The sequence below is a fragment of the Amycolatopsis sp. CA-161197 genome (assembly GCF_050942255.1).
GTDB lineage: Bacteria > Actinomycetota > Actinomycetes > Mycobacteriales > Pseudonocardiaceae > Amycolatopsis.
In genome coordinates this window covers 8,352,766-8,366,776 of the sequence record NZ_CP192059.1, presented here as the reverse complement: position 1 = coordinate 8,366,776, position 14,011 = coordinate 8,352,766, and the positions used below count along the sequence as shown (strand labels likewise).

Genomic DNA, 14,011 nt, shown 5'->3' with positions numbered 1-14,011 from the left:
TGGACAGTCGCGTTCAGTGGCCTGCGCGCTGGCTTGCCGGGCCTCGGGCGGGTCGGGGATGATCCCGGGGGTGACCAGCCAGGAACCGAACCACCCCCGGCCCGCGCCGCCGGTGATCGACGACATCTCGAAGAAGATCATCGCCCAGCTCCAGGAGGACGGCCGCCGCGCCTACGCGACCATCGGCAAGGCCGTCGGGCTCTCCGAGGCCGCGGTGCGCCAGCGCGTGCAGCGCCTGTCCGACTCCGGGGTGATCCAGATCGTCGCGGTCTCGGATCCCTTGCAGGTAGGGCTTTTGCGCCAGGCCATGGTGGCGATCACCGTCGACGGCCCCCTCGAACCCGTGGCGGACGCCCTCGCGGAGATGACGGAAATCGACTACGTCGTCCTCTGCGCCGGCCGCTTCGACGTGCTGTGCGAAGCCGTCTGCGCCGACGACGAGGCCCTGCTGGACTTGATCTCCAACCGCATCCGCACGCTCCCGGGCGTCCGCACCGCGGAGACGCTCGTGTACCTGAAGCTGCGCAAGCAGTCGTACCAGTGGGGCACCCGCTGATCCTCGGACGACTAAATCCGAAGGTGTGACGTTCTGGGTGGCCTAGAATTAGTTGAGGTTACTCCATACGGCGACTGATCCGCTTGCGTCGGATGATCGGCTCGTGCGATAACGAAGAGGTCCGGCCGGTTCGCGCCGCCATGCGTGCCCGGCACTTCGAGGCCCGCTTGCGAGGAGCCATGACCACCACTGCCGACCCCAACGCCACTGCTGCGACCGGCCTGGCCGAGTCCGCGCGCGACAACCTCTGGCTGCACTTCACGCGCCACTCGGGCTTCGAAGCCTCCGAGGTCCCCGTGATCGTGCGCGGGGAAGGTGCGTACATCTGGGACTCGCGGGGGAAGCGTTACCTCGACGGACTTGCCGGTCTGTTCGCCGTGCAGGTCGGTCACGGTCGTGACGAGCTCGCGGAGGCGGCGGCTCGGCAGACGAAGCAGCTGGCGTATTTCCCGTTGTGGGGTCATGCCCACCCGCCGGCCATCGAGCTGGCCGAGCGTCTCACGGCTGCTGCTCCCGGGGATTTGAACCGGGTCTTCTTCACGGTCAGTGGCGGCGAGTCGGTGGAGACGGCTTGGAAGCTGGCCAAGCAGTACTTCAAGATCGTCGGCAAGCCGACCAAGCACAAGGTGATCAGCCGCGCGCTCGCTTACCACGGGACTTCCCAGGGGGCGCTGTCCATCACCGGGATTCCTGGCGCGAAGGCGGATTTCGAGCCGCTCGTGCCGAGTACGTTGCGAGTGCCGAACACGAACTTCTACCGTGCGCCTGAGCATGCCGATGACTACGAGGCTTATGGCCGGTGGGCCGCTGATCAGATCGAGCAGGCGATCGAGTTCGAGGGCGCGGACACGGTTGCCGCGGTGTTTCTGGAGCCGGTGCAGAACACGGGTGGGTGTTTTGTTCCGCCGCCCGGGTATTTCGAACGGGTGCGGGAGATCTGCGACCGGCATGATGTGTTGCTGGTTTCGGATGAGGTGATTTGCGCGTTCGGTCGGGTTGGGTATGATTTCGCGGCCAAGCGGTACGGGTATCAGCCGGACATCATCACGACGGCCAAGGGCCTTACGTCCGGTTATGCTCCGCTGGGGGCGGTACTGGCGAGTGATCGGCTGACGGAGCCGTTTGAGCACGGGTCGACCACGTTCATGCACGGGTCTACTTATGGTGGACATCCGGTTTCTTGTGCCGTCGCGATGGCCAACCTGGACTTGATCGAACGTGAGGGCATTTACGGCCACGTCCTTTCTCAGGAATCGGCTTTCCGCTCCACCCTTGATCGGCTGCTGGATCTCCCCATTGTCGGCGACGTCCGAGGTGCCGGGTTCTTCTACGGGATCGAACTGGTGAAGGACAAGGCCACGAAGGAAACCTTCACCTCGGAGGAATCCGAACGAGTCCTCCGTGGGTACCTCTCGGACGCCCTCTTCGGAGCCGGCCTTTACTGCCGGGCGGACGACCGCGCCGAGCCGGTGATCCAGCTTTCTCCGCCGCTCATTTGCGGACAGAAGGAATTCGACGAGATGGAACAGATCCTCCGCGATACGCTCACGGGGGCGTGGAAGCTTCTTTAAGCCCTGCCATCTGGGCGCATTGCGCCTTTCAGGCGAGTGCCCTTCGGGCAAAAAGACAAAAACACTATGTGCTCCCCGAATTTCGATTGTCACAACGGTTCGGACTGCTTGTCAAGGCTGGAAAGAGTACCTTGGCAAGCGGTCCGAACCGTGTCGTCACCATTTATCGGGGGCCGGCCGGGGGAAGGTCGGGGGAGGGGTTGGGGAGATCTTGGATTGGGTTGCCGGCTGGCTGTTGGGTGGGTGGGTGGGTGGTGTGTTGCGTGTGGTGGGGGGTGGTGGCGGTTTGGGGGTGGTGTGTTGCGGCGGTTCGAGGGCGAGCTGGTGAGAGGCTGTGCGTGGTGGGGTGAATCCGCCGATGGTGTAGGCCGATCGGGCTGCGCCATACCGCGGAAACGGACATTAGCGACAACGCCCAGCCTGGTGGCCGGACCTTCACTACGCTTCCCCGTGTTCACTCACGAAACGGAGGAAGCCGCGTGGCGGGATGGGCCGATCTGGTCGCGTTCATGAGGCAGGAGTACCGGGTGATCCGGGAGGAGCCCGACGAGGTGCGGATTCGCATGGCGTTCGGGGAGGATGCGGAGACGACCGGGCGGGCGCAGGTGGTGGTGGTCGCGCATGAGGTCTTCGACAAGAAGGAAGACTGGGTGCAGATCGCGACGCCGTTCGCGCGGGTGGACGAGGTGGATCTGCTCGACGTGCTGACCGAGGTGGGGCACACGCTCGTGGTCGGGGGGATCGTGGTGATGGGGGAGCACGTGGTGCTGCGGCATTCGTTGCCGTTGGTGAACCTCGACATCAACGAGTTCACCGACCCGCTGGAGCTGGTGGCCGGGTCGGCGGAGTTGCTGGAGCAGCAGTTCACCGGGCGGGACGATTACTGACCTGTGACGCGAGAAGGGCCTCCCGGCGAAACCTGGGAGGCCCTTCGTCGGTCAGTAGGTGGGTCCGTCCATTCGGGACTTCGAGGTGCCGGGAGTCACGGCGGCGCAGTGGGTTCCCTTGGGCGGGAGGGTGCCGTCGATGAGGAACTTGTCCGTGGTGGACACCATGCAGTCGCTGTTCTTGAAGTAGGCGCCGTGGCCCCAGCCGTCGTAGGTCAGGAGGGGCGCGCCGGTCTGGCGGGAGACGTGCTGGGCCCACGAGTAGGGCGTGGCGGGGTCGTAGCGGCTGTTCAGGAGCAGCACGGGCAGGTTGCCCAGGAAGCCGGGTGCGCGCTGCGGGTCGCGGACGGTGCCGGGCCAACCGAGGCAGCCGGTGGCGGAAGTCCAGGCCAGGGGGGAGAACCGGATGTCGGGGGCGATGGCGCCCAGCGAGCGGCGGAAGGTCTCGAGTTCGCCGTAGCCGCTGACGGGCAGGCGCCAGTCGGAGCAGAAGATGCTGCTGAACGCGGTGGGCACGGTGATGTCGCCGAACGCGGACTCGGCGGGTTTGCCGTCGCGCAGGTTCACCATGCTGGTGGCGAGGCCGGACCAGTCGGGGCCGTAGAAGGCGTGGGTGATCATGCCCATCAGCGCGACCGGGTCGAGGGGGTCGTCGGGGGTGCCGAGGGTGCCGTGTTCGGCGCGGGAGTAGAGCTGGGCCATGACCGAGCGCACGTCCTGGCCGTGCAGGGCGCAGGACGCGGTGGTGGCGCACCAGTGCGCGAACTGGCCGAACATCTCCTGCGTCGCGCGAGTCTGTGAGCTCAGGAACTCCCAGGTGCTGCGCACGGAGTGGTCCATCGTCCCGTCGAGCACCAGCGCGCGGACGCGGTCGGGGTAGGCCTCGGCGTACTCCTGGCCCATGAGCGTGCCGTAGGAGGTGCCGTAGTACGTCAGCTTGCTTTCGCCGAGCGCGGCGCGGATGGCGTCGATGTCGTGGGCGACGCTCGTGGTGTCGACGTGCGAGGCGAGCGGTCCGGTGGTCTTCGCGCAGCTCGTGCCGAGGGCTTGGTTGCGGGCGGTGAGCTGGCGGAACTCGGCAACGCTCTTCGGCAGTTGCGGGTTCGGGGCCGTGACCTCGGTGAGGCCGCAGCGCACGGGGCTGCTCTGCCCGACGCCGCGCGGGTCGAAGCCCACGGTGTCGAAGCGGGCGGTGATGGCGGGCGACAGGGTCCAGCCGTCCTGCACCTCGCCCGCGCCCGCGCCGCCGGGGCCGCCGGGGTCCATGAGGACGGAGCCGATGCGGTGCGCGGGGTCCGTCGCTTTGCGCCGGGAGAGGGCGAGCTGGATCATGCCGTCACCCGGATGGGCCCAGTCGATCGGGACGGTGACGGTGCCGCAGTCGACGCCGGCGGCGGTGGGGCACGGTTTCCAGTCGACGGTCTCGCGCGCGGCGCCGGCCGGGGCGGCGAGCAGGGCCGCGAGTGTGGTGGCCGTCGCGGTGACGACGGTCAGCTTCCTGCCCAGGGCCATGCGTCACGCCTTCCGGTGGTGAAGATCAACCGTTCGGGCGTGGATCTTGCCAGAAGAACGCGTTCCCGGCCTGGCGAGAGCGGGGCGCCGTCTGATGTGGACTTCCTGGAAACAGAATGGAGTTCGGTTGCTGCTGTCGTACGTCCGGGCTAATCCGGTGGTCGCCACCGGTCAAAACCGAATGAGATTCTTGACATGGCTCACTAAGCGGGCGTTCACTGGCGGCGCCGGAAAGAGGCTGTCACCCTCGTGAAGGGACGTACATGTCCGGAAACCGCACTCAACGAAGACTGCGAACCACCATCCTCCTGGCACCGCTCACGCTCCTGCTCGCCGCGACGCCGGCGCTGGCCGCTCCTGCGGCTCCCTCCGCTCCCGTCGCGAAGGCGCCCCCGACGTCCGCTCCGGGCAACGGCCCGGCGAAGATCACCGGTCCCATCCCGTCGCAGGGCAAACCTGGGGACCCTGCGCACGACTACGTCTTCTACTCGACCCCGTACGACCTGAAGAAGGCCGGTTACGAGGAAGAGGAGTTCTTCATCTCGGGCACTGCCACGCGGTACAACCCGAACCCGACCGTCGACGAGCAGAAGCAGGTCGCCACGCCGCTGGGCACCGCGCCGTACGCGACCCGCATCGTGGTGCGGCGCCCGGTGAAGCCCGCGAAGTCGGCCGGCGTCGCCGTGGTCGACTGGCAGAACGTGACCGCCGGGCACGACATCGACACCGAGTGGGGCACGAGCGCCGACTACTACGTCCGCAACGGCTGGACGTGGGTGGGCGCTTCGGTGCAGCACGTCGGCGTCAACGGCGCCACCACGGGCGGCACCGCCGGCCTCGGCCTCACGCAGTGGAGCCCGCAGCGCTACGGCTCCCTCGACGTCACCAATGGCGGCGCCGTGCTCGACGACTCGCAGTCGTTCGACATCTACACGCAGATCGCGCAGCTGCTCAAGGGCCGCGGCAAGAAGAACCCGCTGGGCGACCTCGGCATCGACCGCGTGTACGCCGGCGGCGCCTCGCAGTCCGGCCGCTACCTCGGCGTGTACTACAACACCGTGCAGCCGCTGCGCCACGTCTACGACGGTTTCCTGTTCGCCCTCTCCGACAGCTCCCTGCCCCCGCGCGAGGGCGTCGGCACCAAGGCCATCCGCGTCTACACCGAAAACGACGTCTACCGCGGCGCCGGCGTCCCGAGCAAAACCGCGCCCGACAGCGATTCCCTGCGCACGTGGGAAATCGCCGGCGCCTCCCACGTGCCCGCCTACTCGACCGGCACCGACCCGAACGACTTCCGCACCACGCTCGGCGCCATCCAGTCCCGCGAGTTCGGCGAGCAGGCCCCCTTCGCCTGCGCCAACCCCGGCCCGAGCCAGGTCGAGTCCTGGACGGTCTTCCACGCCGCCTACGACGCCCTCGACAAGTGGGTCAGCCGCGGCATCGCACCCCGCCGCGCGGCGCCCTTGGCCTTGATCGACCCGGGCCCGCCCGCTGATTTGGCGCGTGACGCGCTCGGTCTCGCCCAGGGCGGCATCCGCCTGCCCGACGTGGAAGTTCCGACCGGCCTCAACGACGGCATCAACTCGCCCGCCAACCTCGACAACCCGCTTTCCTCGTTCTGCGTTCTGTATGGCACGCACCGGGATTTCGATGCGGCACAGCTTGGTTCCCTGTACTACAGCACCGCCGACTACCGGCAGCAGGTCGCTGACGTCGTGCAACGCCTGGAAACCCAGCACTTCCTCCTCCCGGAGGACGGCCGCACCCTGATCAACCAGGCAGCGAAGCGCAAGCTGTTCTGACCCACGGCCCTTGTGGCATGGCCGGGCCCGCACTCGCGCCGCTCGAGTGTGGGCCCGGTCGGACTTCAAGTAGGCTGTTGCGCGATGAGAACTAAAGTTTCATTGGCTCGAGACGGTGAATTGTATGTTTTGCGGCTGACGGTGCCGCAGGTTGACTTGATCGAATCGCTCCTCGTTTTTATGGACAATCGCCCTGAGTCTGATCTGGTTTTGCGCGTTTGGATTGGCTGTACCGGGAGTCAGATATCCTTGCTGCGTGGAAAAGTAGCAAGTTCGGAGGCTAGTAGATTCTCGCTCGACGAGCTGCACACGCTACTGGCTGCGCTGGTAGTCGTTCCAACTCTGTTCTCTTGCGAAGAGGATTTTTACATAAAAATCGGGTTCTTCAAAGAGAATTCTTTGGAGGTTTCTCTTGGGCTGGCAAGTGCGATGAAAATGCTTGATTAGCAAGTTCTTGGAAAGTGTGCAATTTTTGATTGGCGGCCCAAGACATGGCCGGCAGCTCCCTGGTCGGAGTGTGCCGCTCCCGGTGAGGAAGCTGCCGGCCGCAGTCGCGGTTATCTAGCTACGCGCGGCTGCCGTAGTTTCGCCACACACCGGCGGGCTGACGCTCCCCGACGCCGTCCCGGCGGTAGTCGCAAACACCCGTCGGGAAGGTGGCCCGCAGGCTGGCCTTCTCGGCGGACGTGAACTTGACCGGGTAAGAGCCGAAGTCCAGCGGGCGGGTCTGGCACTTCAGCACGTCCATGGCCAAACCTTCACCAGCCGCCATCCGGGTGTTCTCCGCGACCGGGTAAAGCGCGCCGCACTGGCCCGAGGACGGGTCGGTGAGCTTTTCCTGCACCCGCTGGGTCGCGGAGAGGTAGCAGCCGTCCGAGAGGTCCCGAGGCCGGTTGGCGATGACGCGAGCAGCAGCACTACGGCCCGAGTGGTCAGCGGAAATCGCCGTCAGCCAGCGGTCCATGGCGTCCAGTTCGTAAGCGCTCGCCGCTGCCTGTTCGCCGGCCGTCGGGTGGTTGGCGATGATCACCTGGTTGGCCGCGGTGCCGTTGGCCGAGAGCAACCGCTGGCGCATGACGAACGACCACTCCGAAGTGTGGATGTCGTTACCCGCACCGGCCAGGTCGAGGTCCGTGCGCTGGTCGATGATCGGTGTCGACGCCAAACCCTGCGACGCGGAGTTGAAGATGTCGTCGCGGTACAGCGCATCCAGGGCCTTGGGGTCAGCGGAAGACCGGGCGGCAACCGGCTTGCCCGTGTAGTCCAAGCCGCCGATCGAGGCGTTCAGGGACACGAACTGCGCGGCGGAGATCGCGCCCGACCGAAGCGCGTCCAAGCCGTACTGGACACCGACGTTGTCCAGCGTGTTCCGCACGAAACCGGTACGCGGGTCGCGGCCCAGCTGGTTCGCGAACTGCTCGTTGGAATTGCAGATCACGCCGTGCGGGTTCGTCACCGGGTCCCAGCGCACCGAAACGGGGATGGCCGAGTTGCAGCTGTCCGTGGCCGTCGCGCGGCTGGCGAACGTGGCGTCCCAGGAAAGGCACGAAGAGTACGAGTTCCAGCCCGCCACGGCGAGCTTCTGGGCATCAGTAAAGCCGGCGGTGGTGAAGTACCGGTTCAGCAACCGGCAGTCGGCCACCGGGCCGGCCGTGGTGATGGGGTCCGGAAAGGACACGCCGGGGATGATGCCGTCGACGATGCCGGGGTAGTTCTCGGCGATGTCGTACTGCTGGATCGCGCCGCCGGAGCCGCCCCAGCCGATGGTGTGCTGCACCGGGCCGTAGGTCTCGACGAAGTGTTCCTTCACCATCATCGCGGCCTCGGCCGAGATGATCGGGCTGCAGTTGTTGTCGAGCACGTTCAGGCTCGACGACGCCACTGCGTAGCCCTGCGAGAGGAACAGGTCGTTGACCACGCCACCGGTGCCGTTGCCCTGGTGGAAGCCGGAGTTGCAGCCACCGCCGAAGGTGTAGACCAGTTTGCCGTTCCAGCCCGGAGTGGCGGCGAACGGCGACGGTGTGGCCGGCCCGGAGGCCAGTGCCGCGATCTCGTACACCGCGCGGTCGATCGTGCCACGCTCCACCCGCACGATGTACGGCACGCCACCGGCCGCCGTGGCGAGGTCGGCCGGGCGGCTCGCCGGGTCGGCCAGGGCCACGAACTTCCCGGCGGTGTTCTTGTACTGGTAGGTAACCTGCGTCGGCGCGCTGCACAGCGGCATGGTCGCCGGCGGCAGGCCGAACGCCGTGGTCTCGCAGTAGAACGGCTTCTGCTGCGCCCCGGAGAACACCGGGCCGGTGATCGAGTGGTTCACCACGCGAACGCTCGCGCGATCGTGCCCGGCCGTCGCGACCAGGTCCGTCGGCCCGTTGCGCAGTCCGGTGACGAGACCGAGCAGGCTGCCGTCCCGCGACGCGTGGAACGAGCGCGTGACGTCGTGGCCGCCGGCCGACACACGCACCGTGGAGCGCGTGTCCGGCGGCGTGACTCTGACCAGGACCTGGCCTCCGCTGACCAGATCGGGCCGCGGGTTGGAGACGGTCGTGATGGCCAAGCGGGCATGCCCGCCCGGTTGCGCGACGGCCGAGGTCGCCGCTGTCGTGAGGAGGATCGGCACGGCCAGAGCGGCCACTACCGCGGTCGAGCGCCAAGTACGGTTTCTCAACTTCGCACCTCGTTGCTCACGGCACCGCTCGGGTGCGGTGCCACGCAAGTGCCGGGTATAGCACGCGTTACTTAGCCAGAACAACATTCGGCCGCCCTAGTTGATCACGGCGAGCTGGATCAAGCTTCGGTAACCGCGAGCTCGGCCCGATAACAGGTCTGGGCAAGCCACGGAGATGTCTGTACTGTTCGTCGCGTCCGAATCGGATTCTGCTTTGCCGATGTCACTGCAACGAGGCGGTGGGGTGAGCGTGGTCGAGGATCCTGTACTCCTGCGCGCGGAGGGACTCTGTGTCTCCTTCGGCGGGCTCGAGGTGCTCAGGCAGGTTTCGCTGGAGGTCCACGCCGGGTGCGTACTCGGCGTCATCGGCCCGAACGGCGCGGGCAAGACCACGCTGTTCAACACCATCTGCGGGTTCGTGCGGCCCGACTCCGGCACGATCACCTTCGCCGGCGAAGCCCTCGACCGCCCGCGGCCCGAGCGGCTGACGCGCCACGGCATCGCCCGCACGTTGCAAGGACTCGGTCTGTTCGCCGGATTGACCGTGCTGGACAACGTGGTCGCGGGCGCCACGCACCGCTCGCGCACGAGTCTCGGCGGCGCGCTGCTCGCGTCGCCCTGGGCCGACCGCGACGAACGCGCCCTCGCCGCCCGCGCCATGGAGGTGCTGCGCGAGCTCGGGATCGACGGTGACGCGAAGCGGATCTGCGCCGGGTTGCCCTACGGCGTGCGCAAACGCGTCGCCCTCGCGCGCGCCCTGGTGAGCGAGCCCCGGTTGCTGCTGCTCGACGAACCGGCAGCCGGCCTGTCGGCGACGGAGGTCGGGGAGCTGGCCGACATCGTCCGCGGCCTAGCGCCGGCGACGACCGTGATGCTCGTGGAGCACCACATGGACTTCGTGATGAACCTGTGCGACCGGCTCGTAGTGCTCGACTTCGGCGAGGTCATCGCCCGCGGCACGCCGGCGCAGGTGCGGGCCGACCCGCAGGTGCAGCGCGCCTATCTCGGCGACCCGGTGACAGCGGGACAAGGCGGTGCGCATGCTTGACGTCAGCGGCCTCGTCGTGGACTACGGGCCGGTGCGGGCGCTCGACCACGTCGACCTGGTGGTGGAGCAGGGATCCATCACCGCGGTGCTCGGCTCCAACGGCGCCGGCAAGACGACCCTGCTGCGCGCGCTCAGTGGTCTGCACCGCCCCCGTGAGGGCGCCGTGCAGCTCGACGGTCACGACATCACCCGCCTGGCCCCGGAAGACCTCGTCCGCCTCGGCGTCGCCCACGTGCCCGAGGGCCGCGGCGTGATCGCCGAGCTGACGGTGGAGGAGAACCTGCGCCTCGGCGGCCTGTGGCGGCGCGAGCGCCAGTGGCTCAAAGCGGGCACCGGCGAGATGTACGACCTGTTCCCCCCGTTGGCCGAACGCCGCCACCAGCGCGCGGAAGCGCTTTCCGGCGGCGAACGCCAGATGCTCGCCATCGGCCGCGCGCTGATGAGCCGCCCCGAGCTGCTCCTGCTCGACGAGCCCTCACTCGGCCTCGCCCCACGGGTTTCGGCCCGGATCGTGGGCGTGCTGCGGACGCTGCGTGAGGAGAACGGCCTCACGCTGCTGCTGGTGGAGCAGAACGCGGCGACCGCGCTGTCGGTCGCCGATCGGGCCGTCGTCCTGCACCTCGGCCGCAAGGTCGCCGACGACACCGCAGACAGCCTCGCGGCCGACGACCGCGTGCGCCGCGCCTACCTGGAGGTGTGATGGGCCGCTTCCTCGACCTGACCCTCGCCGGGCTCACCAGCGGGGCCGTGTACTCGGCCGTCGCGCTGGCGCTCGTGCTGATCTGGCGCTCCACGCGGATCGTGAACTTCGCGCAGGGCGGCATGCTGATGATCACCACGTTCATCGCCTACACCATCGTCTCCCACGGCGGCTCGTACTGGCTAGCACTGATCGTGGCCGTCCTCAGTGGACTCGTGCTCGGCGCCGTAGTGGAACGCGTGCTCGTGCGGCCGGTGGAGAAGCGGTCGCCGCTCGACGCGGTGGTGGTCACCTTCGGCCTGCTCGTGCTGCTGCAGGGCGTGGCCGGGATGCTCTTCGGCGGCACCCCGCGCTCGTACCCGCCGGCGTTCGATATCGCCGGGTTCAAAGCGGGCGACCGGCAGCTGCTGTTCGCGCCCAACGACCTGTGGATCGTGCTCGTGGTCCTGGTCGTGATGGTCGTGCTGGCGCTGGTGTTCCGCAAGACGAACCTCGGCCTGCGGATGCGGGCCTCGGCGTTCGCGCCGGAAGTCGCGCGCCTGCTCGGCGTGCGCGTCGGGCGGATGCTCACCGTCGGCTGGGCTCTGGCGGCTGCGGTCGGCGCGATCGCCGGGGTGCTCGTGGCGCCCAGCACGTTCGTGAGTCCCACCGCGTTCGATGCGGTGCTGGTGTTCGGCTTCACCGCGGCGGTGATCGGCGGCCTCGACAGCCCGCCGGGCGCGGTCGTCGGCGGGCTCGCGCTCGGCATCGTGCTCAGCTACGTGGCCGGCTACCTCGGGTCCGACATCGTCACGCTGGCCTCGCTGGTCGTCCTCATCGGGGTGCTGATGCTGCGTCCGCAAGGGCTGTTCGGTTCGACGAAGGGAAGGCGGGTATGACGACGCTCGCCGCGGCGGCCCCGGTCCGGTTCTGGCAGCGGTCCACGCTCGTCCGCCACCTCACGCTCTCGGTGCTGGGCCTGATCGTGCTGTACTTCGTGACGACCTCGCTCGACTCGTTCGCGAACCTGCAGTTCGCCCAGATCTGCTACACCGCCATCGCGACGGCGGGCCTGACCGTCCTTTCCGGACTGTCCGGTCAGATCTCGCTGGGCCACGGCGCGTTCGTGGCCGTCGGTGCCTACACCACGGCGTTGCTGCTGGAACACCTCGACTGGCCGCTCGTGCTGGTGCTGCTGGGTTCGGTGGTCGTCGGCGGCGCGCTGGGCTCGCTCGTGGGCGTGGCGGCGGCGCGGCTGCGTGGCCCGTACCTGGCGGGTGCGACGCTCGCGCTCGCCGTCGGCCTGCCCTCGCTGGCCGACTACCACGGCCTGCGCGACCTGCTCGGCGGTGCCAACGGCCTCATCGTCACCTCCGACCCGCCACCGCTCTCCCTCGGCGAAAGTTTCCCGCTGGAACGCTGGCAGGCCTGGATCTGCGGCCTGTGCCTGGTGGTCACGTTGTTCCTGCTGGCGAACCTCACGCGCAGCCGGATCGGCCGCGACATGCGCCTGGTGCGCGAGGACGAGCAGGCCGCCGCGCTCTCGGGCGTGCACGTGGCCCGCACGCAGATCGTCACATTCGGCATCAGCGCGGCGTTCGCGGGCCTGGCGGGCGGGCTGTTCGCGATCGTCAACAGCCTGGCCGCGCCCGGTGCATTCACGTTGAGCCTTTCCTTGTCCCTGCTCACCGCGGCCGTGCTCGGCGGGCTCGGCAGCCTCGCCGGCGCGGTGTACGGCGCAGTGATCGTGACCCTGCTGCCCAACTGGACCGCCGACCTGGCGCAGCAGGCCGACCTGCCCCGCGCGATCTACGCGAACATCCCGCTCGTGCTCTACGGGCTGGTGCTGATCGTGGTGATCATCGCGTTCCCCGGCGGCATCCAGTCGGGGGTCCGCAAGCTCGGCGCCTTGCTCAAGGCTCGTTTCGTCCGTCCACTCCCGACCCGTCAGGAGACGAGAAGATGACCGTACGCCGACCAGCATCCGTCGCGGTCGCCCTGGCCGCGGTGGTCGCCCTCACCGCCACGGCCTGCGCCTCGGGTGACGACGCCGCCGAGGCGACGCCCGGGATCACCGCCGACACCGTCACCATCGGGTCCACGATTCCGCTCACGGGCACGGCCGCGCCGGGCTACAGCGAGCAGGGCCCGGCCGCGAAGGCGTTCTTCGACTACGTCAACGCCAACGGCGGCATCAACGGCCGCAAGATCACCCTCAAGTACCTCGACGACGCCTACAACCCGGCCCAGACGGTCACGCTGACCAAGCAGCTCGTGTTGCAGGACAAGGTGTTCGCGATCGTCGGCTCGCTCGGCACGCCGACGCACACGAAGGTCGTGGACTTCCTCAACTCCTCGCGCGTGCCCGACCTGTTCGTCGCGTCCGGCTGCACGTGCTGGGACCAGCCGCAGAAGAACCCCTACACGTTCGGCTGGCAGCCGGACTACACGGTGGAGGGCAAGATCCTCGGCGACTACGTGAAGAAGAACCTGGCCGGCAAGAAGGTCGCGTACTTCTACCAGGACGACGACTTCGGCCGCGACGGCATGAAGGGCCTCGACAAGTACATCGACCAGAGCCTGGTCGTCTCGCGCCAGCCGTACCAGCCCGGCAACACCGACGTGGCCGCGCAGGTGTCGGCGATCGCGGCGTCGAAGGCCGACGTCGTGGTGCTCGAGGCGATCCCGGCCTACACCGCGTTGTTCAAGCTGACTTCGCTGAAGCTCGGCTACTCGCCGACGCTCGTCGCGTCCAGTGTGGGCGCCGACCCGATCACCGTGTCGGGGCTGCTGGAGAACTTCGCCAAGAAGGCGGGTTCGTCGGTGAAGGGGCAGGACCTCATCGAAGGCCTGGTCACGTCGGCTTACCTGCCGGCACTCGACGACACGAGCAACTCGTGGACCGCGCTGTTCAAGAAGATCCACGACCAGTACATCCCGAATGTGCCGTTCGACGGCAACGTGTACTACGCCATGGCCTACGCCTACACCTTCACGCAGGCCCTCGCCCGCGCCGGGCAGAACCCGACGCGCCAGGGCGTGATCGACGCGCTGAAGAAGGGCGGGCTCACCGGGCCGGGTCTGGTGCCGTTCCGCTACGGCGCGGACTCGCACGCGGGCTACACCGGCGGGCAGATCGCGACCATCAAGGACGGCAAGCAGGTGTCGTCCGGAACGCCGCTCACGACCGACGACGGTGACGGTCCCGTGACCCCCTACACACAACCGCAACCACAGGCACCGGCCAACGGCATCCCCGCGGCGTGAGTCCGTCCGGCACAATCACGC

At 68.0% G+C, this 14,011-nt stretch carries 12 protein-coding genes; 10 read left to right on the top strand and 2 right to left on the bottom strand.

The features are described from left to right. Positions 1 to 58: 58 nt before the first annotated feature. From ACQPXB_RS39435 to ACQPXB_RS39425, 3 genes are all read left to right on the top strand, one after another. Positions 59 to 556 (top strand): Lrp/AsnC family transcriptional regulator, encoded by a 498-nt coding sequence (locus ACQPXB_RS39435; RefSeq protein ID WP_366583070.1) that lies wholly within the window; start codon positions 59 to 61, stop codon positions 554 to 556. 179 nt (positions 557 to 735) lie between these two features. Beyond that, positions 736 to 2,127 carry an aspartate aminotransferase family protein gene (locus ACQPXB_RS39430; protein ID WP_432846816.1) on the top strand — a complete coding sequence of 464 codons (1,392 nt, stop codon included), beginning with the start codon at positions 736 to 738 and terminating at the stop codon, positions 2,125 to 2,127. A gap of 479 nt (positions 2,128 to 2,606) precedes the next feature. Next, positions 2,607 to 3,014 carry a YbjN domain-containing protein gene (locus ACQPXB_RS39425; RefSeq protein ID WP_220243591.1) on the top strand — a complete coding sequence of 136 codons (408 nt, stop codon included), beginning with the start codon at positions 2,607 to 2,609 and terminating at the stop codon, positions 3,012 to 3,014. A gap of 51 nt (positions 3,015 to 3,065) precedes the next feature. Here the strand turns inward: ACQPXB_RS39425 and ACQPXB_RS39420 are convergent, their stop codons facing one another. After that, positions 3,066 to 4,526: an alpha/beta hydrolase gene (locus ACQPXB_RS39420; RefSeq protein WP_432846814.1), complete on the bottom strand. Its 1,461-nt coding sequence runs from the start codon at positions 4,524 to 4,526 to the stop codon at positions 3,066 to 3,068. Between the two features lie 263 nt (positions 4,527 to 4,789). On the opposite strand from ACQPXB_RS39420, the gene ACQPXB_RS39415 reads away from it, so the two are divergent. Further along, positions 4,790 to 6,328 (top strand): alpha/beta hydrolase domain-containing protein, encoded by a 1,539-nt coding sequence (locus tag ACQPXB_RS39415; RefSeq protein ID WP_432846812.1) that lies wholly within the window; start codon positions 4,790 to 4,792, stop codon positions 6,326 to 6,328. Positions 6,329 to 6,412: 84 nt separating this feature from the next. Further along, complete coding sequence (locus tag ACQPXB_RS39410; protein ID WP_432846811.1) at positions 6,413 to 6,775, top strand: hypothetical protein; 363 nt, start codon at positions 6,413 to 6,415, stop codon at positions 6,773 to 6,775. 118 nt (positions 6,776 to 6,893) lie between these two features. On the opposite strand, the gene ACQPXB_RS39405 is transcribed toward ACQPXB_RS39410, so the two are convergent. Then, a complete protein-coding gene (locus tag ACQPXB_RS39405) occupies positions 6,894 to 8,996 on the bottom strand; it encodes a DUF6351 family protein (RefSeq protein ID WP_432846810.1) in 2,103 nt (700 codons plus the stop codon). Between the two features lie 220 nt (positions 8,997 to 9,216). Between ACQPXB_RS39405 and ACQPXB_RS39400 the strand changes: the two genes are divergently transcribed. Genes ACQPXB_RS39400 through ACQPXB_RS39380 form a run of 5 tightly spaced genes read left to right on the top strand, consistent with a single transcriptional unit; the run spans position 9,217 to position 13,990 of the window. Next, the gene (locus tag ACQPXB_RS39400; RefSeq protein ID WP_432846808.1) at positions 9,217 to 10,044 is read left to right on the top strand and encodes an ABC transporter ATP-binding protein; all 828 of its coding nucleotides are present in this window, start codon (positions 9,217 to 9,219) and stop codon (positions 10,042 to 10,044) included. Then, the gene (locus tag ACQPXB_RS39395; RefSeq protein WP_432846807.1) at positions 10,037 to 10,744 is read left to right on the top strand and encodes an ABC transporter ATP-binding protein; all 708 of its coding nucleotides are present in this window, start codon (positions 10,037 to 10,039) and stop codon (positions 10,742 to 10,744) included. Before ACQPXB_RS39400 ends, ACQPXB_RS39395 begins: the two co-directional genes overlap by 8 nt. Continuing rightward, positions 10,744 to 11,622, top strand: a complete 879-nt coding sequence (locus ACQPXB_RS39390) for a branched-chain amino acid ABC transporter permease (RefSeq protein ID WP_366583078.1) — start codon at positions 10,744 to 10,746, stop codon at positions 11,620 to 11,622. The genes ACQPXB_RS39395 and ACQPXB_RS39390 overlap by 1 nt, the downstream gene beginning before the upstream one ends. Continuing rightward, positions 11,619 to 12,689, top strand: coding sequence for a branched-chain amino acid ABC transporter permease (locus ACQPXB_RS39385; RefSeq protein WP_432846806.1), 1,071 nt, complete (start codon positions 11,619 to 11,621; stop codon positions 12,687 to 12,689). Before ACQPXB_RS39390 ends, ACQPXB_RS39385 begins: the two co-directional genes overlap by 4 nt. After that, positions 12,686 to 13,990, top strand: coding sequence for an ABC transporter substrate-binding protein (locus ACQPXB_RS39380; RefSeq protein ID WP_366583080.1), 1,305 nt, complete (start codon positions 12,686 to 12,688; stop codon positions 13,988 to 13,990). Before ACQPXB_RS39385 ends, ACQPXB_RS39380 begins: the two co-directional genes overlap by 4 nt. The last annotated feature ends 21 nt before the right edge of the window (positions 13,991 to 14,011 follow it).

Bases quoted from the DNA above. Each gene is read 5' to 3' on its own strand.
- ACQPXB_RS39410 (WP_432846811.1), top strand. From the start codon at position 6,413: ATGAGAACTAAAGTTTCATTGGCTCGAGACGGTGAATTGTATGTTTTG.
- ACQPXB_RS39390 (WP_366583078.1), top strand. From the start codon at position 10,744: ATGGGCCGCTTCCTCGACCTGACCCTCGCCGGGCTCACCAGCGGGGCC.
- ACQPXB_RS39395 (WP_432846807.1), top strand. From the start codon at position 10,037: ATGCTTGACGTCAGCGGCCTCGTCGTGGACTACGGGCCGGTGCGGGCG.
- ACQPXB_RS39435 (WP_366583070.1), top strand. From the start codon at position 59: ATGATCCCGGGGGTGACCAGCCAGGAACCGAACCACCCCCGGCCCGCG.
- ACQPXB_RS39380 (WP_366583080.1), top strand. From the start codon at position 12,686: ATGACCGTACGCCGACCAGCATCCGTCGCGGTCGCCCTGGCCGCGGTG.
- ACQPXB_RS39415 (WP_432846812.1), top strand. From the start codon at position 4,790: ATGTCCGGAAACCGCACTCAACGAAGACTGCGAACCACCATCCTCCTG.
- ACQPXB_RS39385 (WP_432846806.1), top strand. From the start codon at position 11,619: ATGACGACGCTCGCCGCGGCGGCCCCGGTCCGGTTCTGGCAGCGGTCC.
- ACQPXB_RS39420 (WP_432846814.1), bottom strand. From the start codon at position 4,526: ATGGCCCTGGGCAGGAAGCTGACCGTCGTCACCGCGACGGCCACCACA.
- ACQPXB_RS39400 (WP_432846808.1), top strand. From the start codon at position 9,217: ATGTCACTGCAACGAGGCGGTGGGGTGAGCGTGGTCGAGGATCCTGTA.
- ACQPXB_RS39430 (WP_432846816.1), top strand. From the start codon at position 736: ATGACCACCACTGCCGACCCCAACGCCACTGCTGCGACCGGCCTGGCC.